Source organism: Sporosarcina sp. USHLN248, from assembly GCF_037144575.1.
In the GTDB taxonomy this organism is placed as follows: Bacteria; Bacillota; Bacilli; order Bacillales_A; family Planococcaceae; genus Sporosarcina; species Sporosarcina contaminans.
The window spans coordinates 43,691-66,729 of the sequence record NZ_JBBCZC010000007.1 but is presented as its reverse complement, the minus strand read 5'-3'; the positions used below and the strand labels follow the sequence as shown (position 1 = coordinate 66,729).

Here is a 23,039-nt window from a genome sequence, read left to right as displayed (position 1 = left end):
TTCTATTCCAATTAAAAAGGAGCTCCCTATGGGCAAAAAAGAAGTCACCTCGATGTATATCGCTTTGCCAATTATTGGAGGTCTCATCGGGCTGTTCACTTTCGGGGTAGCGATGCTGTCGGAAACAATTAACTTCAGTCCGTTGTTAACAGCTGTGCTTTTATTAATCGTGATGACCGGCTTGACTGGCGGTCTCCATCTTGACGGTTTTGCGGATACAGGAGACGCTTATTTTTCCTATAGAGATTTAAAAAAGCGCCATGAAATTTTAAACGATCCACGTATAGGTGCTTTTGGAACGATGGCAATGGTTTTCTTGCTGTTGTTGAAAGCGGCATTGCTTTATGAGTTTTTGAGCGGCAATGCTAGCGGGTTTGCTGTTTTTATTGCCATTCCATTGCTTGCCCGGGCGGGGATGAATGTTTATTTTGCACTTACCCCTCTCTCGAAAGAAGAAGGAATTGCCCACTTTTTCAAAACGAAAATGAATGGCCGTATAGTAAATTTGGGTTCTTCGCTAATCGGGCTTGCAACGTTAATTGCAACTATCTTTGCTTTGTCGACAATTTTGCTGCCAATTGTTTGGTTCGTCGTTCTTGTGCTTGGAGTGCTTTTATTTAACAGATGGTCTTTGAAGCATTTTGGAGGCGTTACCGGAGATTTATGCGGCGCATTTATCGAAGGGATGGAGGCGGTTTTATGGATCGTGGTCATAGTTTGTATGTAATACGCCATTTTCCAACTGAGGGAAATGAAAAGAAACAATATATTGGCTGGACAAATGAGCCGATCATTCCTTTAGAAATGAATCCACTTTCTATTGACGTGTCGACCGTCTATGGCAGTGATCTCCTTCGTGCAAAGCAGACTGCTAAGATTTATTTCCCAAACGCTTCCTACTCCGCAGATGAACGCCTTCGTGAATGTCATTTCGGGGCATTTGAAGGGAAAACGTACACGGAATTGGAGACGGATCAACAGTATCGGAACTGGATTGGCGATCCACACCGCTATGCGCCCACAGGCGGGGAAAGTTTGAAGGAAATGCGGTTGCGGGTAGTGGAGGCACTTCGATCGTTGCCGAATGAAGCATTTGCCGTAACGCACGGAGGACCGATCCGGATGATGATGGCGCAATTCGCTCCGGAGGAAAAACCTTTTTGGTCATGGATTGTCCCGCACGGTTCCATTTGGAAATTTAGATGGAAAAACCGGGCTGATTTGGAGGAGGGAAGAAGATGCATGTCGTTGTCGGAGGTGCGCATAACGGAAAACGGGCATATGTCAGAGAACTGATCGGTACAGATGAAGATTATCTATTCGCAGATCGTCCTGAAATGATCGATGCACTGCCGGATTGCGAGAAAGTGGTCGTCGCTAATATTGAGGAATGGCTTCTTCAGACGAAATTGTCGGAAGCGGAAGCGATATCGCATATACTGAAAATAACTGAAGGGCGTGAAGTCATCTTCATTTTGACGGATATTGGCAGAGGAATTGTGCCGATGGACGCCGAACAACGTAGAGTAAGAGATGCATGCGGCCGTCTTTATCAAAGGCTATTTCGGGAAGCAAATGTAGTGACGAGAGTTTGGTACGGTTTGCCACAAACTTTAAAGAAAAGGGGAGAGTAAGTATGAAAATTTATACGAAAACAGGCGATAAAGGAAAAACGAGCTTAATCGGCGGGCGTGTCGATAAGGATAGCCTTCGCGTAGAGGCATATGGCACGATCGATGAATTGAATTCGTTCATCGGAAAAGCGATGACCGAATTAGACAGCGCTAAATTCGGGGATATTCTTGAAGATTTGGAAGCGATTCAAAACGAATTATTCGATGGAGGCGGCGATCTTGCAAATGTCATGAAAGAGCGCCATTACAAATTAGCAGAAGGCCCGATTGAAGTGTTAGAGCAGCGAATCGATGCATTGATGGAAGAGGCACCACCGCTTGAAAAATTCATTTTGCCTGGCGGATCGCCAGCAGCAGCTACGCTTCATATTGCACGCACGGTTACGAGAAGAGCTGAACGATTGACAGTGACGCTAATGAAAGCGGAAGAGGAAGTGCCGGCAATTGTCCAACGTTACTTGAACCGGCTTTCAGACTATTTATTCGTCGCGGCGCGCATTGTCAATGCACGCTTAGGTGTTCCGGATAATGAATATGTGCGAAGTGCAAAAGTATTCAGGACTGACAAGAAGAAAGGGGAATAATGAATTGAAGCTTAAAAGGATGACATTGACCGCATTATTTGCTGCACTTTGTGTCATCGGCGGGCTAATTAAAATTCCATCAGGAGTCGGTTCATTGGCGTTGGATACAGTGCCTGCGCTATTGGCTGTTTCATTTTTGCCACCTGTATTTGTCGGCATCGCATCTTTAATGGGGCATTTAGCTTCGACAATGTATGCGGGCTTCCCATTAGGCCCTTTTCATTTGCTCGTCGCTGCTGAAATGTTTGTCATTTTGTATCTGTTTGCCCGGCTGCACCGTGCAGACCGCCATGTGCTGAAATGGGCTTTCTTCATTATTGCAAACGGTGTGTTGGCTTCATTGCCCTTTTTTTTTCTTCTATCTCCAGCAGTCTTCGTTGGCCTATTGCCATCCGTTTTGATGGCGACCGTATTGAATGCTGCAGTGGCGGCTGTTGTAATGCCTGCATTGCGCAAAGTGGCTGTTAAACGATTCGGTGCAAGCAATTGAGAAATGCCATGGACATCGGTGGAGGGCTGATCCTCACGACAGACAACTCAGGTGGCATCGGTGAAAAGCCTGCTGATCTCATACATGTACCGGATGAAGTAACTGCCTATTTCGCCGCCCGCGTTGCTTTAGTGGAGCAATGGGCGGCAAATGCCGAGCCGGTTACGGTGTTAATTCACAATTTCAGTGGTGAGAATAGTTGGAATCGCTATGTTGCAGGAGTCGAAAAAGCCTTTTCGGAATCAAGCATGGCGTTGCCAAAAATTACAGGAAGCACTGAAACAAATATGGAAATGGTGCAATCCGCAGTTGCAATTACAATGATCGGTAAGCAGTCGGGATTAATTTCACCGATTGAAGGGCTCATTTGGAGAATATACGGTACCCCGCTTGTAGGAGACGAAGTGGTGGAACGAGTGGGAGAAATTGCTCAATTACAAATCTTGCACGATGCATATCGCAACAGAATCATCGAGCGGCTATGGCCTGTCGGCTCGAAAGGCATTTTACATGAAATCCAGAAAATAACCGGAACGGAAAACGTTCAAGTGCAGACGGAATTGGAGATCGAAAAATCAGCCGGCCCAGCGACCGCTGTATTGCTCGGTATCCGTCCAGATAGGCTTAAGCAGGCAGAGCAGCATTTTGGAAACCATCTGCATCGGTTGGAAATTAAATAATAATTATAGCTGTCCTAATTAGGGCGGCTTTTTTTGCAGTGGAGATGTGGCTGAATACGTTCAGTCTTCGCCAGTAAATCCACAATGCACGCCAGTAAACGCATAGTCTTCGCCAGTAAATCCACGCTTCACGCCAGTAAACACACAGTCTTCGCCAGTGAATCCACAATTCCAACCAGTCATAATAATGCCCGGCGAATAAACCGAAAAATCCTATCAATACACCACAAAGCTAATAAGTCTGATTCCGCGATTAAATAATTCGTAAACCGCTTGAAATTGAGGTGGAGTCTATAAGAAAGAATGGACCTCCTGCAATCCATGCCAACATTCCGTTACTTTCAATAGGAAATCATCTAAAAAGTATTGCAAAATAAAAAAATACGTTGACTGAATGCTCATTCATATCTTAGACTATTAAATAGAACATCGACACCGTATCTAATTTCTACTACACTATTCGTAACGTTCATACAAAGGGAAGGAGAGAGATGGCATGAAGGCTTTATTAATCGCCAATTGGGTATTGTTTTTAGTTGTTACCGCTTATGCTTTGGCGTTATTTACGTATTTGATTAAGTCACGTGTCGAATTCGTTAAGTTGGGGAGAAAAGAAGAATTCGATAATAATGTCTCTAAGAGGCTGAGAGAAGTTTGGGTAAATGTTTTTGGGCAGAAGAAATTATTGAAGGATAAGAAAAGTGGTTCAATCCACGTCATGTTCTTCTATGGATTCCTTCTCGTTCAGTTCGGTGCGATTGACTTAATTTGGAAAGGATTGAAGCCGGGGTCCCATTTACCATTTGGGCCGATTTACAGCGGGTTTACTTTTTTCCAGGAAATCGTTGTGGCCGTTATTTTAGTCGCAGTCGTTTGGGCATTCCACCGCCGTTATGTTGAGAAGCTTGTCCGTTTAAAGCGCGGCTGGAAGTCGGGGCTTGTTCTTATTTTCATTGGAACGCTCATGTTGTCGACGCTTGTCGCAAACGGAATGAATATGATATGGCAAGGCCATGAAACGACATGGACGGAACCGATGGCGTCAGCAATTGCAACCGCTTTCAGCTTCATGTCGCCAACAGCTGCAGCTGTAGTGTTCTTCGTAGCTTGGTGGATTCACTTGCTAACTTTGCTAACATTCTTAGTGTATGTGCCTCAATCGAAGCACGCGCACCTAATTGCAGGACCGATCAACACGTATATGATGCGGTTTGATCGCAGAGGTAAATTGGCGCCTATCGATTTTGAAGCGCTTGAGGAAGTTGAAGATGAAGACGAAATGCCTGCGTTAGGAGTTGGCAAAATTACTGATTTCACGCAAAAGCAGATGATTGACTTCTATGCTTGCGTTGAATGCGGTCGCTGTACGAATATGTGTCCTGCGACAGGGACAGGTAAAATGCTATCTCCGATGGATTTGATAACAAAGCTTCGTGATAATTTGACGAATACAGGTGCCTTAGTGACGAAGAAACAGCCGTGGGTGCCGACATTCGCTTTTAGCAATACGAAAGGCAATCAAATTGCGCTAGCAGCAGGTCTTGAAGGTGCTTCAATGGATGATATTTACAATCCATCGCTAATCGGTGACGTGATTACAGAAGAGGAAATTTGGGCTTGTACAACTTGCCGTAACTGTGAGGATCAGTGCCCGGTTATGAACGAACACGTCGATAAAATTATTGACCTTCGTCGTTATCTTGTCATGACGGAAGGTAAAATGGATGCGGATGCACAGCGCGCAATGACTAACATTGAGCGCCAAGGAAATCCTTGGGGTCTTAACCGGAAAGAAAAAGAGAATTGGAGAGATGCGCGCCCAGATCTTCATATTCCAACTGTCAAGGAAATGAAAAAGGCGGGCGAGGAGTTTGAATATTTATTCTGGGTCGGCTCAATGGGAGCATTCGATAACCGATCTCAAAAAATCGCACTTTCATTTGCACACCTTCTGAATGAGGCGGGCGTCAAATTTGCGATTTTAGGAAATAAAGAAAAGAACTCTGGAGATACACCACGTCGTTTAGGGAATGAATTCTTGTTCCAGGAATTGGCCACGGCCAATATCGCAGAGTTCGAAAAGGCGGGCGTCAAAAAAATCGTCACGATCGATCCGCATGCATACAATATTTTCAAAAATGAGTATCCAGATTTCGGATTCAATGCACTTGTCCTTCATCACACGGAATTGCTTTATGACCTTGTCATGGCAGGGAAGCTGAATCCGAAACATGAAATTAACGAAACGATCACGTTCCATGATTCTTGTTATTTAGGCCGTTACAATGATGTGTACGATGCTCCACGGGAAATTTTGAAAAAGATACCGGGTGTCAATTTGGTCGAAATGAAGCGGAATCGCCAGGATGGTATGTGCTGTGGCGCAGGCGGCGGATTAATGTGGATGGAAGAGGATGCTGGTCACCGCATAAACGTGGCACGAACTGAACAAGCGATGGAAGTAAGCCCGGGCATCATTTCTTCAGGCTGTCCGTACTGCTTGACGATGCTTTCCGACGGAACAAAAGCGATCGAAGTAGAAGACAAAGTTGGTACGTACGATATTGCGGAACTTCTTGAACGTTCCATTTTTGGTGAAGAGCATGAGCCGGCTGTGACAGAGGAAGAATCGCCAATTTTACAATAAGTCAATTGCGCCGTTAAAGGAATAGAGTTATAATATAGAAAACTATGATTGATTTATGAAAATTAATAGGGAGTCTTAGCACTCCCTTTTTCTTTGAAATAGGACTGAGCGAGCGTTCAGTCGTAATTCAATCAAGAAATGTAAACGCTATCAAAATGGAATGGGGGAGAAGTTATGACGAAAACAGTTATTTTGGACGGTGCAAGAACGCCTTTTGGAAAATTTGGCGGAGGGCTATCGTCGAAAAGTGCTTCGGACTTAGGGGGAATTGCCATTAAAGAAGCGTTGTACCGTTCAGGAGTAGCAGTGCAAGAAGTGGATGAAGTCATTATGGGAACCGTTTTACAGGCGGGCCAAGGTCAAATCCCTTCACGGCAAGCTGCGACAAAAGCTGGGCTTCCATGGTCTGTCAAAACGGAAACGATCAACAAAGTTTGTGCATCTGGCATGCGAAGTGTCACGTTGGCCGACCAGCTTATACGATTGGGTGATGAAGAGGTGATCGTTGCTGGAGGCATGGAATCGATGTCCAATGCGCCTTACTATCTTCCGAAAGGCAGATTTGGCCTGAAAATGGGGGACGCACAGCTATTGGACGGAATGATTTATGACGGCCTCTCTTGCGCTTTTTCACCGGAACGCGTTCATATGGGGACGTATGGCAATCAAACGGCAAACAGTTTTTCATTAACACGCGAGCAGCAGGATGAATGGTCGCTCCGAAGCCATGAACGGGCATTGGCCGCAATGGAGGAAGGAAAGTTTATGGAAGAAATCGTAGCGGTTGAAATTCCGCAGCGAAAAGGTGATGCCATTCAAGTGGATGCGGATGAAGCGCCTCGCAAAGATACATCTCTTGAGTCACTCGCAAAATTGCGACCAGCTTTTGATAAGGACGGAACGATTACAGCAGGCAATGCACCAGGGGTTAATGATGGTGCTTGTGCACTCGTCCTCATGAGCGAAGAGCGGGCTAAAAAGGAAGGGAAACAGCCGCTCGCAACGATTATCGATCATGCGGAAGTAGCCGTTGAACCTGAAAATTTCCCGCAAACGCCGGGGCTTGTCATTAACGCGTTGTTAGAGAAAACGGGCAAGCAATTGGCGGATATTGATTTATTTGAAATAAACGAAGCATTTGCAGCTGTGGCGCTCGTTAGTTCACAAATCGCTGAACTTGATCCTGAAAAAGTGAACGTCAATGGTGGAGCGGTTGCGCTTGGCCACCCGATAGGAGCGAGCGGAACACGCATTATTTTGACTCTGGCATATGAATTGAAACGCCGTGGGGGCGGAATTGGAATTGCCGCGATTTGTTCAGGCGGCGGGCAAGGCGACGCAATCATGATTGAAGTGAAATAAGGGGGAGCAACGAGTATGGAAATTAAAAAAGTGATGGTCATCGGTGCAGGGCAAATGGGAGGCGGCATCGCTCAAGTATGTGCACAAGCCGGATTTGAAGTGAAATTGAACGATATTAAAGAAGAGTCCTATACGAAAGGGATCGGCGTCATTTCAAAAAATCTATCACGTAATGTAGAAAAAGGCAGAATGACCGAAGATGAAAAAAATGAAGTGTTAGGACGCATAACGAAATCATTGGATTTGCAAGATGCATCTGATGTGGACATCGTTATCGAAGCAGCCGTTGAAAATATGGAAGTGAAAAAGTCTATTTTCGCACAGCTTGACGGTATTGCGCCAGAACATGCGATTTTGGCTTCGAATACGTCATCACTTCCAATTACGGAAATCGCAGCAGCAACGAACCGTCCTGAAAAAGTGATCGGCATGCACTATATGAATCCGGTGCCAGTCATGAAATTGGTCGAAATCATCCGCGGGCTTGCCACTTCCGATGAAGTGTACGAAGCGGTCGAAGCGATGACTTACAAACTATCCAAAACGCCGGTAGAAGTGAATGATTATCCTGGTTTCGTCGCAAACCGCGTCCTTATGCCAATGATCAATGAAGCGATCTATACGTTGTACGAAGGTGTAGCTACAAAAGAATCGATTGATGAAGTGATGAAATTAGGCATGAACCACCCGATGGGCCCATTGCAATTAGCTGATTTCATCGGCCTCGATACTTGCTTATACATTATGGAGACGTTGCATGAAGGGTTCGGCGATTCGAAATACCGCCCATGTCCATTGCTACGCAAGTATGTGAATGCAGGGTGGTTAGGGAAGAAATCCGGCCGCGGCTTTTATGAATATTGATTTGCCGGATAGGCGTTGTTAGTGGATGTACACATTTTTGAAGTAGGCTATGCGTGTTGCGATAGGATTTCCGCGTTGGTTGCATTGCAATATGCCAATATATGTGCGGGATGACTGGGCATAGTTGAATGTGCAAGTTCGCGACAGATGCCTTTGACTAACGTAAGGGTTTAGTAGAAAGAGCTATCGTTTGAATGATGAATTATGAGCTTTTTAAATAACTTATGCGTTTGACCTGATAGCTTATGCGCGAAAGAAACTATTTATGTGTTTTTTTAATGAATTATGCGTGCGTAAAGGAAAATATGCGCTTTTAAAAATATTTAAGCGGGTTTGACGTAATTTAATTGGCTTGCAAAGACCGGTTAGCATGGGAATGGGTTTTGTTGATATCAACTTAAAGGGGTTAGTCGAATGCATTTACAATTCACCGAAGAACAGCAAATGATGCGTGCGATGGTAAGGGATTTTGCAAAGAGCGAGATTGAGCCATTCATTCCACGGATGGAGGCTGGAGAATTTCCGAGGGAGATTCTTATAAAGATGGGCGAGATCGGATTGATGGGCATAACGGTGCCAGAGGAGTACGGCGGTTCGGAAATGGATTTTGTTTCGTACATTATCGCCATCCATGAGCTGTCGAAGGTTAGTGCAGTGATGGGGGTTATCCTCTCTGTTCATACGTCAGTTGGCACAAATCCGATTTTGTATTTTGGCACTGAAGAGCAAAAGCAGCGTTACATACCGAAAATGGCTTCAGGCGAATATTTAGGGGCATTTTGCCTGACGGAACCGGCTTCGGGATCAGACGCAGGCTCTTTGAAGACACGGGCAGTAAAAAAAGATGATCATTATGTGCTGAACGGCTCTAAAGTATTCATTACAAACGGCGGCGAGGCGGATGTGTACATCGTTTTTGCATCGACCGATTCAGCGCAAGGAACGAAAGGAATTACGGCGTTCATTGTCGACAAAGATACACCGGGGCTTATCATCGGCAAGGATGAAGAAAAGATGGGGCTGCACGGCTCCCGTACCGTTCAGCTGACGTTTGAAGATATGGAAGTGCCTGCAACAAACCGCTTAGGCGAAGAAGGCGAAGGGTTCAAAATTGCGATGGCGAATTTGGATGTCGGCCGAATCGGCATAGCAGCTCAATCTTTAGGCATTGGAGAAGCGGCTTTGGAGGCGGCGACTGAATATGCAAAGCAACGTGAGCAATTCGGCAAGCCGATTGCTGCCAACCAAGGTGTAGGCTTCAAGCTTGCGGATATGGCGACTGCTTCAGAAGCGGCGAGACTGTTAGTATACCGGGCGGCACAGCTTCGGGCTGAAGGAAAACCTTGCGGGAAAGATGCTTCTATGGCAAAACTGTTCGCATCACAAACGGCAGTAGATAATGCGATCGAAGCTGTGCAAATTTTTGGCGGCTACGGCTATACGGAAGATTATCCAGTCGAACGTTATTTCCGTGATGCGAAGGTGACACAAATTTACGAGGGAACAAGTGAAATTCAACGGATTGTCATTAATAAACATTTGATGGATTAACAGCAATCGTGCTTATGCGACTTATAGTCATTACAATTCATAGGATTGTATTTGAATACATATCGATTGCCTATAAAAGATTGTTGTTTTCGTTCATTATGCAATCGTTGTTCACGAATCGAAAAATGTTTACACAGGCACCGACAAAACAATAGGGGGAATAGACATGAATTTTACATTATCCGAAGAACATGAAATGATCCGAAAAATGGTACGCGACTTTGCTGAGAAGGATGTGGCGCCAACAGCTGCAGAACGGGATGAAGAAGAACGATTTGATATGGAAATCTTTAAGAAAATGGCGGAATTGGGGCTGACAGGCATTCCTTGGCCTGAAGAATATGGCGGCATCGGAAGTGATTACTTGGCGTATGTCATCGCGGTTGAGGAATTATCACGCGTTTGTGCGTCAACTGGTGTAACGTTATCTGCACATACATCGCTTGCAGGATGGCCGGTATATAAGTTCGGTACAGAAGAGCAAAAGCAGAAATACCTTCGTCCAATGGCGGAAGGGTCAAAAATAGGAGCTTACGGTTTGACGGAGCCTGGGTCCGGTTCAGATGCGGGGGGCATGCGCACAACTGCGAAATTGGATGGCGATGAGTATGTGTTGAATGGCTCCAAGATTTTCATTACAAATGGAGGTATTGCAGACATTTATATTGTCTTTGCGGTAACCGATCCGGCATCAAAGCATAAGGGCACAAGCGCGTTCATCGTAGAAAAAGACTTCCCGGGCTTCTCTGTCGGCAAGAAGGAGAAGAAATTAGGAATTCGATCTTCTCCAACTACGGAAATTATGTTCGATAATTGCCGTGTGCCAAAGGAGAATTTGTTAGGAGAAGAAGGCCAAGGGTTTATTATCGCAATGAAAACGCTTGATGGCGGCCGCAATGGAATCGCTGCACAAGCGGTCGGAATTGCGCAAGGTGCGTTAGATGCTGCAACGGATTATGCGAAGGAACGTGTGCAGTTCGGCAAGCCGATTGCTGCCAATCAAGGCGTAGGCTTCAAATTGGCTGATATGGCGACAGCGACAGAGGCTTCTCGCTTGCTGACGTACCAAGCAGCTTGGCTGGAATCCAATGACTTGCCATATGGAAAGGCATCCGCGATGGCGAAACTGATGGCTGGAGATACAGCGATGAAAGTGACGACGGAAGCGGTTCAAGTGTTCGGCGGCTATGGCTATACGAAAGATTATCCAGTTGAACGCTATATGCGCGATGCAAAAATAACGCAAATATATGAAGGAACGCAGGAAATTCAACGTCTTGTCATCTCCCGCATGCTGACGAAATAATCGGGGGTGCGAAATGCAAGTGAAACGTGTAGTGAAATCGTCGGTAAAGGATGCGAATTTAATTGAAAAACGGCGCGAGCAAATCATTAGTGGAGCTGTCCAGCTGTTCAAGGTGAAAGGGTTCCACCGCGCGACGACGAGGGAAATTGCCAAAGCGGCCGGCTTCAGCATTGGAACGCTGTACGAATACATCCGTACGAAAGAGGATGTCCTCTACCTCGTTTGTGACAGCATTTACAATGAAGTACAAAGACGCCTGTCGACGGTCGCTGATCACGCAGGCGATATAAATGGCCTTCGAATGGCGATCGATGCGTATTATCGTCTAATTGATAATATGTCTGATGAATTCGTCGTCATGTATCAAGAGTCAAAATCATTGCCGAAGGACGCTTTGCAATACGTCCTAAAAAAAGAGATGGAAATGGTCGCATTATTTGAAGGCTTGCTTTCAACTTGCGTGCATTCGGGGGAATTGCGCATTGGGGAAGAAGAGGTTCCTGCAACAGCACATCATATCGTCGTAATTGGACAAATGTGGGCATTCCGCAGATGGGCATTGCAACGCGACTACTCAATTGACGATTTCATCCGTTATCAAACCGACCAAATTATGAATGGGATTGTGAAAAGTTCTTAATGTATTGGGAACGCGCTATGCAATTAGAATAAAATCTTTTGCAGGCGCATGAACAGAAGGGGTGAATGGAAAGATGGCAACTACTGAGATTTACAAACCAAAACACCATGTCCGCTTTGTCACGGCGTCCAGCTTATTTGACGGACATGACGCTTCCATTAACATTATGCGCCGTATTTTACAATCGACCGGGGCAGAGGTAATTCACTTAGGGCATAACCGTTCTGTCGAGGAGGTCGTTAATGCGGCAATTCAAGAGGATGTCCAAGGAATTGCGATTTCTTCTTATCAAGGCGGTCACGTAGAATACTTTAAATATATGTATGACTTGCTGCAGGAAAAAGGAGCTCCGCATATTCGCATTTACGGCGGCGGGGGCGGTGTCATTTTGCCGAAAGAAATAAAGGAATTGCATGATTACGGCATCGCATGGATTTTCTCGCCGGAAGATGGTCGAAAAATGGGGCTTCAAGGAATGATCAACCGGATGATGGAGGAATGCGATTTCCTTACTGAAACGGAAGATGAGCTAGCGAATCTTGACAATGTTAGTACGGATCGGCCCGAAGTATTGGCCAATTTGATCACATATGCGGAAGAAATGCATGATCAAAATAATGAACGAGCCAAAGCACTTATTGAGAAGGCTAAAGCAATGTCAAAAAACACGCCGGTTTTAGGGATAACTGGCACAGGGGGAGCAGGGAAATCTTCGCTCACTGATGAATTGATCCGCAGATTTTTGCGCGAGCTGCCCGATAAAAAAGTGGCCATCCTATCGATCGACCCGACGAAACAGAAGACGGGTGGAGCGTTGTTAGGCGATCGAATTCGGATGAATGCCATTTTCAATAATCGAGTATTCATGAGGAGCTTGGCGACACGTGGTTCAAGAACTGAACTGTCGGGAGCGATTAAAGATGTATTGGATGTCGTAAAGACAGCAGGGTATGATTTAATCATCGTTGAAACGAGCGGTATCGGGCAAGGCGATGCAGAAATTACGGAAATCTCAGACGTGTCGATGTATGTGATGACGAGTGAATTCGGTGCGCCGACACAGCTTGAGAAAATCGATATGATCGACTTTGCGGACTTGATAGTCATTAATAAATTCGAAAGAAAAGGATCTGAAGACGCGCTGAGCCAAGTGCAAAAGCAATATCAGCGAAGCCATCTTCTTTTCGATAAAAGCTTAAATGATATGCCAGTGTACGGCACGATTGCAAGCCAATTCAACGATAAAGGGACGAACTCGCTATTTGCCGCTTTAGTAGCAAAGTTGAATGAAAAATGCGGTACGGACTGGGAAACGTCGTATACGGAATCAGTGAAAACACAAAAACAGAACGTCATCATCCCGAATGACAGGACGCATTATTTGCGTGAAATCGCAAGCACGATCCGAGACTACCATAAGAAGTCGGGGGAGCAAGTCGAGCTTGCACGACGTCTGTTTCAATTGGAAGGTGCGATTGAGGCTGTCAATGAGAAATCCCCTGATGACGCACTTGTCACTTCATTGCAATCATTGGCGGATGGTGTACGTGATGAACTCACTGCAGAATCCAAGCGCATCTTGAAAAACTGGGAAACGTTAAAAGAGTCATATGCCGGAGACGAATTCATTACAAAAATTCGGGATAAAGAACTGCGGACACTATTAAAGACAGTCAGTTTGTCGGGCTTGAAAATACCGAAAGTGTCTTTGCCGAAATTCAAGGACTACGGAGAAATTCTTCGCTGGGTTTATAAAGAAAACGTGCCGGGTTCCTTCCCATATACGGCAGGTGTATTCCCGTTTAAACGTGAAGGAGAAGATCCGAAGCGTCAATTTGCCGGAGAAGGGACACCGGAACGGACGAATCGCCGCTTCCACTATTTGTCGAAAGATGACGATGCGAAACGGTTGTCCACAGCTTTTGACTCAGTGACATTGTACGGGGAAGATCCAGATGAGCGCCCTGATATTTACGGAAAAGTTGGAGAATCCGGCGTTAGCATTTGTACATTGGACGATATGAAAAAATTGTATGCAGGGTTTGATCTTTGCGCACCGTCTACATCTGTATCGATGACAATTAACGGCCCTGCGCCGATCATCCTTGCGATGTTCATGAATACAGCAATTGATCAGCAAGTGAAAAAGAAAGAGGAAGAAGTTGGCCGTCCTCTCACAGTGGAAGAGTTTACGGAAGTGCGGAATGCGACATTGCAAGTCGTCCGCGGTACGGTACAAGCTGATATTTTGAAAGAGGACCAAGGTCAAAACACATGTATTTTCTCGACAGAATTCGCGCTCCGCATGATGGGCGATATCCAGCAATATTTCATTGACCAAAAAGTACGGAACTACTATTCTGTTTCGATTTCGGGCTATCATATTGCAGAAGCTGGTGCGAATCCAATTTCACAATTGGCATTTACATTGGCGAACGGATTCACGTATGTTGAGTACTATTTAAGCCGTGGCATGAACATCGACGACTTCGCACCAAACTTGTCGTTCTTCTTCTCAAATGGTTTGGACCCAGAATATACCGTTATCGGAAGGGTCGCCCGACGCATATGGGCGGTCGCTATGCGTGAGAAGTATGGTGCCAACGAACGGAGCCAAAAGCTGAAATATCATGTCCAAACTTCCGGACGAAGCTTGCATGCGCAGGAAATCGACTTTAACGACATTCGGACGACATTGCAAGCGCTAATGGCGTTGCAGGATAACTGCAACTCGCTCCATACGAATGCTTATGACGAAGCAATTACGACGCCGACGGAAGAATCTGTCCGCCGCGCGATGGCAATCCAAATGATCATTACGAAAGAGCACGGTTTATCGAAAAATGAAAATCCGTTGCAAGGCTCTTTCATCATTGAGGAACTGACAGACCTTGTCGAAGAAGCCGTACTGCAAGAATTCGATCGTCTAAACGACCGCGGCGGAGTATTAGGTTCGATGGAAACTCAATACCAGCGAGGCAAAATCCAAGAAGAATCGATGCATTACGAAATGAAAAAGCACTCGGGCGAACTGCCGATCATCGGGGTCAACACATACTTGAATCCGAACCCGCCTTCAGAAGAAGAAATCGACAATATGGAAATCGCCCGTGCCACAAAAGAAGAAAAAGAAACACAAATCGCCAATTTGCGGGCCTTCCAATCACGTCATAGCGATGTTGCAACGGACGCTTTGCGCAAACTGCAAGAAGTCGCAGTTTCGGGCGGCAATATTTTCGCAGAATTGATGGAAACTGTAAAAGTCGCGAGCTTAGGCCAAATTACGAATGCACTTTACCAAGTTGGCGGACAGTACAGAAGAAATATGTAAATGGGCGGACGCTTCTTGAAAGAGGCGTCCGTTTTATATGATGGGAATGCATTCGGGAAAGAAGTTTAGAGGCAAGTTATGCGTACGAATCGCGATTTATGAGTTGTTATGAGACTTTATTCGTTTAATCGTCGCTTTATGCGTTTTCGCCACAGTCTATACACTTTTCCCCTGGATGTATGAGCTTTCCCTATTATATAGACGCTATAAAATGTCGAGGGCGTATCGTGGATTCCCAATAGCGCAGCGTCATGCCGAATGCCTTTGACAAATGGCGAGCTTTTCTGTTTTTAATGTAAAGCTTTACATAGTCATTAGTGGGAAACTTGATAAATGACAAACTAAAGAGGCGGCAACTCCTCGAAAATGCTATACATTCCATCAGTAAGGATAGAGGATCTTTCCCTATCCTTCGAGGTAAGGGTGACCGGCAAGGTTCTGTCGAGGCGACTAAACGTCAATCCATATTTCTTACCTACATAGAAAGCTCCACCATTCATTTATAAAATGAGTAGCCCTTAGCCCTTATTTCACACTTATAAAATGTAGCCAAAAATATCGGTTTGTAGTGGATTTTTCAAACAACTCGCACGTATAATGAAATCAACGAGCGAAAGAGGTGCGGAACGTGAAACTGTATCACCACCTATTGATTATCGCAATCCTAATTCTCCTCCTTTATTTCCTATATGACAAAGGTCTTGGCATCGTCCCGTTTCTGCTTGCTGCCTTATACTTTGGGTACATTGGCATTAAAGAATTCCAGCGTTTTAAGAAGAGTAAAAGATGGTAGCATAATAGGGACTTCATTGTATATAATGATAAGTATGTTTTTGTTCAGAGAAAGGACGTGCGTTAGATGAATCTTAACGAACTGACACAAGAAGAGCTCTTAGAAGAATCACTGATTGACATTGCGTATGCAATCTTAACGGATCGACGTGAGCCCTTAACCATTCAAGAATTGATGGCTGAAATCCAAGACCTCACAGGTATGACAGAAGAACAAATGCAGGAAAAGCTTCTGCAATTTTACACGGATATGAATATAGATGGACGCTTCCTTGCGATCCATGACAACCGTTGGGGACTCCGCGAATGGTACCCAGTAGATCAAATCGAGGAAGAAACAGCGCCTGTCGTAAAAGTTCGCAAAAAGAAAAAGAAAAAAGCGTATGATGAAGACGAAGAAGATGAAGACGAAATTGAAATCGATGAAGAAGATCTTTTCGAAGAAGATTTTGACGAGTTGGATGATGACGATGATGAGTTAGAAGACGATGATGAAGAAGAGGAAGAAGACATCTTAGAACTCGAAGAAGATCTCATCGATGAAGATGAAGAGCTTGAAATCATTCCGGACGATGAGATTGATATCGACGACGATGAAGAAGAGGAAGAAGACGACGAAGAAATGGAAGAGGAAGAACTCTAACACTTTGTACTTGACTTCATGCGTCGTAACCTTTAACCTTTTATTTGGGCTCCTTGAAAAAGGACACATGAATCAGTGTATAAGCGCTCCTCTTGTAGACAAACTACAGTGGAGCGCTTTTTTGATTTTTATACATCGGACAACCCCTACTATAAAAGGAGGCGTTTATTCATGACAAAATATATTTTCATAACTGGCGGCGTCGTTTCATCATTAGGAAAAGGAATTAATGCCGCTTCTCTCGGCAGACTCTTGAAAAGCAGAGGCCTTCAAGTAACGAACCAAAAATTTGATCCGTATATTAACGTAGACCCGCGAATGATGAGCCCGTACCAGCACGGAGAAGTTTTCGTAACGGAAGACGGTGCGGAAACCGATTTGGACTTAGGTCATTACGAGCGCTTCATCGATATTAAATTAAATAAATACTCCAACGTCACAATGGGGAAAGTGTATTCTTCCGTTTTAAGAAAAGAACGCCGTGGCGATTACAAAGGGGCAACTGTCCAAGTTATTCCACATATTACAAATGAAATTAAAAGCCTGATTAAGCGTGCAGGGCAGGAAACAAATGCCGATGTTGTCATTACTGAAATCGGCGGAAGTGTAGGAGACATTGAATCCCTTCCATACCTTGAAGCGATCCGTCAAATGAAAACGGATTTAGGAAAAGATGATGTCATGTACATTCATAACACGCTCATCCCATATTTGCATGCAGCAGGGGAAATGAAAACAAAGCCTACACAGCACAGCGTAAAAGAATTGCGTGGACTCGGTATCCAGCCAAATATGATCGTTGTGCGAAGCGAATACCCCGTTCCGCAAGAAATGAAAGACAAAATCGCGTTATTCTGCAACATTAAGCCTGAAGAAGTAATTGAAGCGCTTGATGTGGAAACATTGTATGAAGTGCCGATTCGTCTTCATGAGCAAAATATGGACAAGTTAGTAGTCGACTTCCTTGGACTTGAAACGAAGGAGCCGGATTTGACAGAAATCGAAGAGCTTGTGAATCGCGTTAGCCATTTATCGCGTAAAGTGAAAATTGCTCTTGTCGGAAAATATGTTGAACTGCAAGATGCATATATTTCTGCAGTTGAAGCATTCCGTCACGCAGGCTATGAATTTGACACAGATATCGAAATTGACTGGATCAATTCAGAAGAAGTTACACAGGAGAACGTAGCGGACATCCTAAAAGATGCAGATGGTATTTTTGTGCCGGGTGGGTTTGGAGATCGAGGAATTGAAGGCAAACTTGTCGCAATCCATTACGCACGTGTTCACAAAGTGCCGTTTTTAGGAGTTGGACTCGGCATGCAATTAGCTGCAGTTGAATACGCACGCGATGTATTAGGAATTGCAGATGCCCATTCTGCGGAATTTGACCCAGAAACAGCAAATCAAATTATTGAAAACAATAGTGACTTCGAAAGCCGCGCAGGCATCGAAGAAGCAAGCGGCGACATGCGTTTAGGCGCTCATCCTTGTAAATTGAAAGAGGGTACAAAAACGCAAGCAGCTTACAATGATGAGTTAGTATATGAACGCCACCGCCATCGTTTTGAATTCAATAACACGTATCGCGATCAATTCGAAAACGCAGGCATGGTGATCGCCGGGGAAAGCCCAGACGGACATTTAGTGGAAATTATCGAACTGAACGACCATCCATTCTTCATCGGTACACAATTCCACCCAGAATTCGCATCACGGCCAACTCGCCCGCAACCAATCATCCGCGAATTCATCCGTGCATCATTGGATCACCAAAACTAACGAACGTGAAAACGGCAGGAGCCTATAATAGGCCCCTGCCGTTTTTTTATAATTCCCTATAAAAGCCACTGAAACGCATACCATCAGCAGCGAAGTGCATAAAATTAAACAAGTATGCATAAATAGCGATGCAGCACGCATAACATCTTCTCAACACGTATAAACTCATTCGCCACGGCATAACAGACCTTAAGTCCGCATCAATACACGCGCCCTCGCATAACTAAAATCAAAAGCTCAAAAATCAATACGTTAGCACATAATTTGCTCCCAAATCCCTTACACTCACACAGTACAAATAAACCTATTCTTGAATCATTTCGTCATAAGATAGCTTTACTGCTTCATAGACAAATAAAGCTGCCATCAAATGCGGCTGCACGATCCGTCCGCCATCTTCACCTGGCAAAATGCCTTTCACCAAACCGGTTGATATGTACGTATAGGCTAAATCTGCCAACTCGTTTGAGCCGTCATCTTTTTCTCCAGCTAGTACGGAAAACGGAATAAATTGATTGGACAAGGAACGTGCCAACTTGATTGCACGTGCATCAGAAGCGCTTCGGGCGAAAATCCAGACGCGATCTGTCGAGTCGATGTCCATGCCATCTTCATATTGAACAGCACCTGTAAAAGGTTCTGCACTAAATTGCGCATTTAAGCCGACTCCCGCCAGTTCATCAAAACCGACGAAAATGACTCGTCCTTGGCCGATCGTAGCTTGAGCCAATAAACGAGCTGTTTCTTCAATTGCTTCTTCATTATTCGCACCGATTCGCTGTAAAAGCCCGCCCGTTTGTGTCGTTAATATTTTCAACTGAAACCACCTCGCATTCCATTATATTTTTCATTTGACATAAAACCAAGCAGAACACGTATGGGACAAAAATTGCCTGTGAAATATTTATCTGTTAAGACCATGCTGAGACGGTAAAAGGGTTGTTGCATCAATGTTCTGAGGAAGAATAGCTGTAATAGTTCATTGGAAAATTTACTATTAATTCCTTTATTAATGAAGAAAAGAAGGATATTGCACAGAATGTGTCAAACTATATAGATGGGCAATGGAGACTAAAGAAGAGGGGTGGGACGTTTGAAAAGTTTGTTAATCGTTGACGATCAAACCGGAATTCGGCTTTTACTCGACGAAGTATTTAAAAAAGAGGGATTTGAAACGAGGTTAGCTGCAAACGGTGCAGAGGCACTTCAAATGGTTCAAGAACGAGCACCTGACTGTGTGTTGCTCGATATGAAAATGCCGGGCATTAACGGTGTAGAAGTGCTGAAGAAAATAAAAAAAGATTGGCCGCAAGTCCCTGTCATTATGATGACGGCTTATGGGGAAGTTGATTTGACAGAGGACGCCTTTGAAAATGGAGCGGAACGTTATTTTACAAAACCATTCAATATTTATGAAGTAAGAGATGCAGTGACTGCACTTTTAAATTAATATTTTCCAAATCTTAACTATGCAACTGATAGGCTTCGCGGGTTTGTCTTTCATTCAATTCAGTAAAAACATTGGGCAGTCGCTTTGCCCGCGGAGTTTGACGTAAGATTTCGCAAAACGTCAAAAACAATAGAAATATTTATTGCCAAATAGAGTATCGAAGATTCAAGTTTTAGCAAACTAAAGAAAACGGAAGCACAGTTCTGTTTTGCACGAGAACATCCAAACCGCTTACATATGAATTTACCGAACAGGCAGCTGCCGGTATTTAGTTGCACTGTGATCATGAACCCCGGACAGTAGTAAATACTGTCTGTTTTTGTTATGATAAAAGAGGCAAAAAACGTATTAGCTCCGTAAATTCATCTCAACAATTCAGAGGAGGATTTTTTCCATGGCACTTGTTTCAATGAAAGAAATGATGATTAAAGGTAAAAAAGAAGGATATGCAATTGGTCAGTTCAACTTGAACAACCTTGAATACACGCAAGCAATTTTGCAAGCTGCTGAAGAAGAGCAATCACCTGTTATTTTAGGCGTTTCCGAAGGTGCGGGACGTTATATGGGCGGGTTCAAGACGGTCGTCAACATGGTGAAAGGTCTGATGGAAGACTATAACATCACTGTTCCTGTGGCGATTCACTTAGATCATGGTTCAAGTTTTGAGAAATGTAAAGAGGCGATTGATGCTGGATTTACATCTGTTATGATCGATGCATCTTCCAAGCCATTCGAAGAAAATATTGCAATAACAAAGCAAGTCGTTGAGTATGCACATGAGCGCGGCGTTTCCGTTGAAGCGGAATTGGGCGTTGTAGGCGGACAAGAAGATGATGTAATTGCAAGCGGCGTCATCTATGCAGACCCAGCTGAATGTAAAGAGTTAGTCGACAAAACAGGAATTGATTGCTTAGCGCCGGCTTTAGGGTCAGTTCACGGTCCGTACAAAGGTGAACCGAACTTAGGCTTTAAAGAAATGGAAGAGATTTCAAGTCAATCAGACCTTCCACTAGTTCTTCACGGAGGTACAGGCATCCCGACGAAAGATATTCAACGTGCGATCTCATTAGGCACTGCGAAAATTAACGTTAACACGGAAAATCAAATTGAAGGTACGAAAACAGTCCGTGAAATTTTGGAGTCAGATAAAGAAGTTTACGATCCGCGCAAATATCTTGGTCCAATGCGCGAATCGATTAAACAAACAGTAATTGGCAAAATGCGTGAATTTGGCAGCTCTCAAAAGGCTTAACGACAAACTTATACAAAGAGGAGAAGCATCGCAAAAAGGTGCATTCTCCTTCTTTTCCATTCATGAAGGAGGAACAGAATCCGTGAAATTTTTCATCGATACAGCAAACTTTGAAGAAATTAAAGAAGCACATAGCTGGGGAATTCTATCTGGCGTTACAACAAATCCATCTTTAGTGGCGAAAGAAAATGTTTCTTTCCACGATCGTCTTCGTGAAATTACCCAACTAGTACCTGGATCGGTTAGCGCCGAAGTCATCTCTCTTGACGCTGAAGGAATGATTGAAGAAGGCCGTGAATTGGCTAAAATTGCCCCCAATATCACTGTAAAGCTCCCAATGACGCCGGAAGGATTAAAAGCATGCTCTGTTTTCGCTCAAGAAGGCATTAAAACGAATGTAACGCTAATTTTTAGCGCAAATCAGGCATTGCTTGCTGCACGTGCAGGAGCTACATATGTATCTCCGTTCCTTGGCAGACTGGACGATATCGGACAAGAAGGCGTCCATCTCATTAGCACGATTGCGGATATCTTTACATTCCATGATCTTGATACTGAAATCATAGCAGCTTCCATCCGCAGCCCACAACATATTACCGATGCAGCGCTTGCAGGAGCGCATATTGCTACGACGCCATTCAAGGTGCTTCAGCAACTATTTAACCATCCCTTAACAGACAAAGGTATTCAGCAATTTTTGGACGATTGGGCTTCAAGAAAGAACAAGTGAAACGCCAAAGGAGACTGAAATGGACGTTTATAAAATTAGAGGTGGCAAACCTCTGCAAGGTACAATAAAGGTAAGTGGCGCAAAAAACAGTGCAGTTGCATTGATACCTGCTTCCATCTTGGCGGATTCTCCTGTAACGATTGAAGGCTTACCTGAGATTTCAGATGTTTTTACGCTGAAGGCACTCCTTGAGGACATCGGCAGCAAAGTCGATTTTGAGTCAGGAAAAATGATAATCGACCCGACAGAAACTATTGCGATGCCACTACCGAACGGCAATGTGAAAAAATTACGCGCTTCCTATTATATGATGGGTGCGATGTTGGGGCGGTTCAAGCATGCCGCAATCGGTTTGCCTGGCGGCTGCCATTTAGGGCCGCGGCCGATCGATCAGCATATTAAAGGCTTCGAGGCATTAGGCGCAAAAGTGACAAATGAGCACGGTGCAATCTATTTGCGCGCTGATGAATTAAGAGGGGCAAAAATCTACCTTGATGTAGTCAGTGTCGGTGCAACGATTAACATTATGTTGGCCGCTGTTTTAGCGAAAGGCCGCACGATTATCGAAAATGCGGCTAAGGAACCCGAAATCATAGATGTCGCCACATTGCTTTCAAATATGGGCGCTAATATAAAAGGTGCAGGAACGAATGTCATTCGGATAGAAGGCGTTGAAAAACTGCATGGTACGAAGCATACGATCATCCCTGACCGGATTGAAGCAGGGACTTTTATGATTATGGCTGCGACAGTCGGCGATGGCATTACAATTGACAATGTCATACCGTTCCACGTAGAAGCTTTAACAGCTAAACTGCGTGAAATGGGTGTGGAGGTCGTTGAAGGGGAAGAACAGATTTTTATTCCGAAGTCGAAAAGCTTAGCGGCTGTCGATGTGAAGACGCTCGTATATCCAGGATTCCCAACAGATTTGCAACAGCCATTTTCCGTTTTATTAACACAAGCGACTGGCACATCTGTCATTACAGATACGATCTATTCCGCTCGTTTCAAACAAATAGACGAGCTGCGTAGGATGAATGCCGAAGGAAAAGTAGAAGGCCAGTCTGTCATCTTATCTGGTCCGACACATTTGCAGGCAGCAACTGTCCGCGCGACTGATTTACGTGCCGGTGCTGCGCTCGTCATTGCGGGTTTATTGGCTGAAGGGGAAACCGAAATTCAGGAAATTAAGCATATCGAACGCGGATACAGCTCATTAATTGAGAAGCTGCGCGGTATTGGAGCGGACATTCGGAAGGAAAATGTTCCTGAAAAGGCTACCGTAAAGGAATAATCGA

At 44.5% G+C, this 23,039-nt stretch carries 21 protein-coding genes; 19 read left to right on the top strand and 2 right to left on the bottom strand.

The window, feature by feature from the left end; all coding sequences use genetic code 11:
• The first annotated feature begins 28 nt into the window (after window positions 1-28).
• The 6 genes from cobS to WFH04_RS04340 are packed head-to-tail and all read left to right on the top strand — an operon-like array spanning window position 29 to window position 3,388.
• Entirely contained in the window at window positions 29-727 is a 699-nt protein-coding gene (cobS, locus tag WFH04_RS04365) for an adenosylcobinamide-GDP ribazoletransferase (protein WP_336822843.1), read from the top strand.
• Entirely contained in the window at window positions 700-1,296 is a 597-nt protein-coding gene (locus WFH04_RS04360; RefSeq protein WP_336822842.1) for a histidine phosphatase family protein, read from the top strand. Before cobS ends, WFH04_RS04360 begins: the two co-directional genes overlap by 28 nt.
• Window positions 1,239-1,634 (top strand): bifunctional adenosylcobinamide kinase/adenosylcobinamide-phosphate guanylyltransferase, encoded by a 396-nt coding sequence (locus WFH04_RS04355; protein ID WP_336822841.1) that lies wholly within the window; start codon window positions 1,239-1,241, stop codon window positions 1,632-1,634. The genes WFH04_RS04360 and WFH04_RS04355 overlap by 58 nt, the downstream gene beginning before the upstream one ends.
• Before the next feature lie 2 nt (window positions 1,635-1,636).
• On the top strand, window positions 1,637-2,218 hold the full coding sequence (locus WFH04_RS04350; protein WP_336822840.1) for a cob(I)yrinic acid a,c-diamide adenosyltransferase: 582 nt from the start codon (window positions 1,637-1,639) through the stop codon (window positions 2,216-2,218).
• A 4-nt stretch (window positions 2,219-2,222) separates the two neighbouring features.
• Window positions 2,223-2,708 (top strand): ECF transporter S component, encoded by a 486-nt coding sequence (locus WFH04_RS04345; protein ID WP_336822839.1) that lies wholly within the window; start codon window positions 2,223-2,225, stop codon window positions 2,706-2,708.
• Window positions 2,705-3,388: an alpha-ribazole-5-phosphate synthase gene (locus WFH04_RS04340; RefSeq protein WP_336822838.1), complete on the top strand. Its 684-nt coding sequence runs from the start codon at window positions 2,705-2,707 to the stop codon at window positions 3,386-3,388. Before WFH04_RS04345 ends, WFH04_RS04340 begins: the two co-directional genes overlap by 4 nt.
• Window positions 3,389-3,448: 60 nt before the next feature.
• Here WFH04_RS04340 and WFH04_RS04335 read toward each other — a convergent pair whose 3' ends face one another.
• Complete coding sequence (locus tag WFH04_RS04335; protein ID WP_336822837.1) at window positions 3,449-3,571, bottom strand: hypothetical protein; 123 nt, start codon at window positions 3,569-3,571, stop codon at window positions 3,449-3,451.
• A gap of 313 nt (window positions 3,572-3,884) precedes the next feature.
• Between WFH04_RS04335 and WFH04_RS04330 the strand changes: the two genes are divergently transcribed.
• The 9 genes from WFH04_RS04330 to pyrG all read left to right on the top strand — a co-directional run bounded on the left by WFH04_RS04330 (window position 3,885) and on the right by pyrG (window position 18,306).
• Window positions 3,885-6,035: a (Fe-S)-binding protein gene (locus tag WFH04_RS04330; RefSeq protein ID WP_336822836.1), complete on the top strand. Its 2,151-nt coding sequence runs from the start codon at window positions 3,885-3,887 to the stop codon at window positions 6,033-6,035.
• A gap of 174 nt (window positions 6,036-6,209) precedes the next feature.
• Window positions 6,210-7,397: an acetyl-CoA C-acetyltransferase gene (locus WFH04_RS04325; RefSeq protein WP_336822835.1), complete on the top strand. Its 1,188-nt coding sequence runs from the start codon at window positions 6,210-6,212 to the stop codon at window positions 7,395-7,397.
• A 15-nt stretch (window positions 7,398-7,412) separates the two neighbouring features.
• Window positions 7,413-8,261, top strand: coding sequence for a 3-hydroxybutyryl-CoA dehydrogenase (locus WFH04_RS04320; protein ID WP_336822834.1), 849 nt, complete (start codon window positions 7,413-7,415; stop codon window positions 8,259-8,261).
• Window positions 8,262-8,675: 414 nt separating this feature from the next.
• On the top strand, window positions 8,676-9,812 hold the full coding sequence (locus WFH04_RS04315; protein ID WP_336822833.1) for an acyl-CoA dehydrogenase: 1,137 nt from the start codon (window positions 8,676-8,678) through the stop codon (window positions 9,810-9,812).
• A gap of 166 nt (window positions 9,813-9,978) precedes the next feature.
• Window positions 9,979-11,118 (top strand): acyl-CoA dehydrogenase, encoded by a 1,140-nt coding sequence (locus tag WFH04_RS04310; RefSeq protein WP_336822832.1) that lies wholly within the window; start codon window positions 9,979-9,981, stop codon window positions 11,116-11,118.
• Between the two features lie 13 nt (window positions 11,119-11,131).
• Window positions 11,132-11,758, top strand: a complete 627-nt coding sequence (locus WFH04_RS04305) for a TetR/AcrR family transcriptional regulator (protein WP_336822831.1) — start codon at window positions 11,132-11,134, stop codon at window positions 11,756-11,758.
• 73 nt (window positions 11,759-11,831) lie between these two features.
• Window positions 11,832-15,089 (top strand): fused isobutyryl-CoA mutase/GTPase IcmF, encoded by a 3,258-nt coding sequence (icmF, locus tag WFH04_RS04300; RefSeq protein ID WP_336822830.1) that lies wholly within the window; start codon window positions 11,832-11,834, stop codon window positions 15,087-15,089.
• 859 nt (window positions 15,090-15,948) lie between these two features.
• Window positions 15,949-16,524: a DNA-directed RNA polymerase subunit delta gene (gene rpoE / locus WFH04_RS04295; protein WP_336822829.1), complete on the top strand. Its 576-nt coding sequence runs from the start codon at window positions 15,949-15,951 to the stop codon at window positions 16,522-16,524.
• Window positions 16,525-16,695: 171 nt separating this feature from the next.
• A complete protein-coding gene (gene pyrG, locus WFH04_RS04290; RefSeq protein ID WP_336822828.1) occupies window positions 16,696-18,306 on the top strand; it encodes a CTP synthase in 1,611 nt (536 codons plus the stop codon).
• Between the two features lie 304 nt (window positions 18,307-18,610).
• Here pyrG and WFH04_RS04285 read toward each other — a convergent pair whose 3' ends face one another.
• Window positions 18,611-19,123, bottom strand: coding sequence for a DUF2529 family protein (locus WFH04_RS04285; RefSeq protein WP_336822827.1), 513 nt, complete (start codon window positions 19,121-19,123; stop codon window positions 18,611-18,613).
• Between the two features lie 276 nt (window positions 19,124-19,399).
• On the opposite strand from WFH04_RS04285, the gene WFH04_RS04280 reads away from it, so the two are divergent.
• The 4 genes from WFH04_RS04280 (at window position 19,400) to WFH04_RS04265 (ending at window position 23,035) form a co-directional block, all read left to right on the top strand.
• Window positions 19,400-19,756 (top strand): response regulator, encoded by a 357-nt coding sequence (locus tag WFH04_RS04280; RefSeq protein ID WP_336822826.1) that lies wholly within the window; start codon window positions 19,400-19,402, stop codon window positions 19,754-19,756.
• A 394-nt stretch (window positions 19,757-20,150) separates the two neighbouring features.
• Window positions 20,151-21,008 (top strand): class II fructose-bisphosphate aldolase, encoded by an 858-nt coding sequence (locus tag WFH04_RS04275; protein ID WP_336822825.1) that lies wholly within the window; start codon window positions 20,151-20,153, stop codon window positions 21,006-21,008.
• An 82-nt stretch (window positions 21,009-21,090) separates the two neighbouring features.
• The gene (gene fsa / locus WFH04_RS04270; protein WP_336822824.1) at window positions 21,091-21,738 is read left to right on the top strand and encodes a fructose-6-phosphate aldolase; all 648 of its coding nucleotides are present in this window, start codon (window positions 21,091-21,093) and stop codon (window positions 21,736-21,738) included.
• A 19-nt stretch (window positions 21,739-21,757) separates the two neighbouring features.
• Window positions 21,758-23,035 (top strand): UDP-N-acetylglucosamine 1-carboxyvinyltransferase, encoded by a 1,278-nt coding sequence (locus tag WFH04_RS04265; protein ID WP_336822823.1) that lies wholly within the window; start codon window positions 21,758-21,760, stop codon window positions 23,033-23,035.
• Window positions 23,036-23,039: the final 4 nt, after the last annotated feature.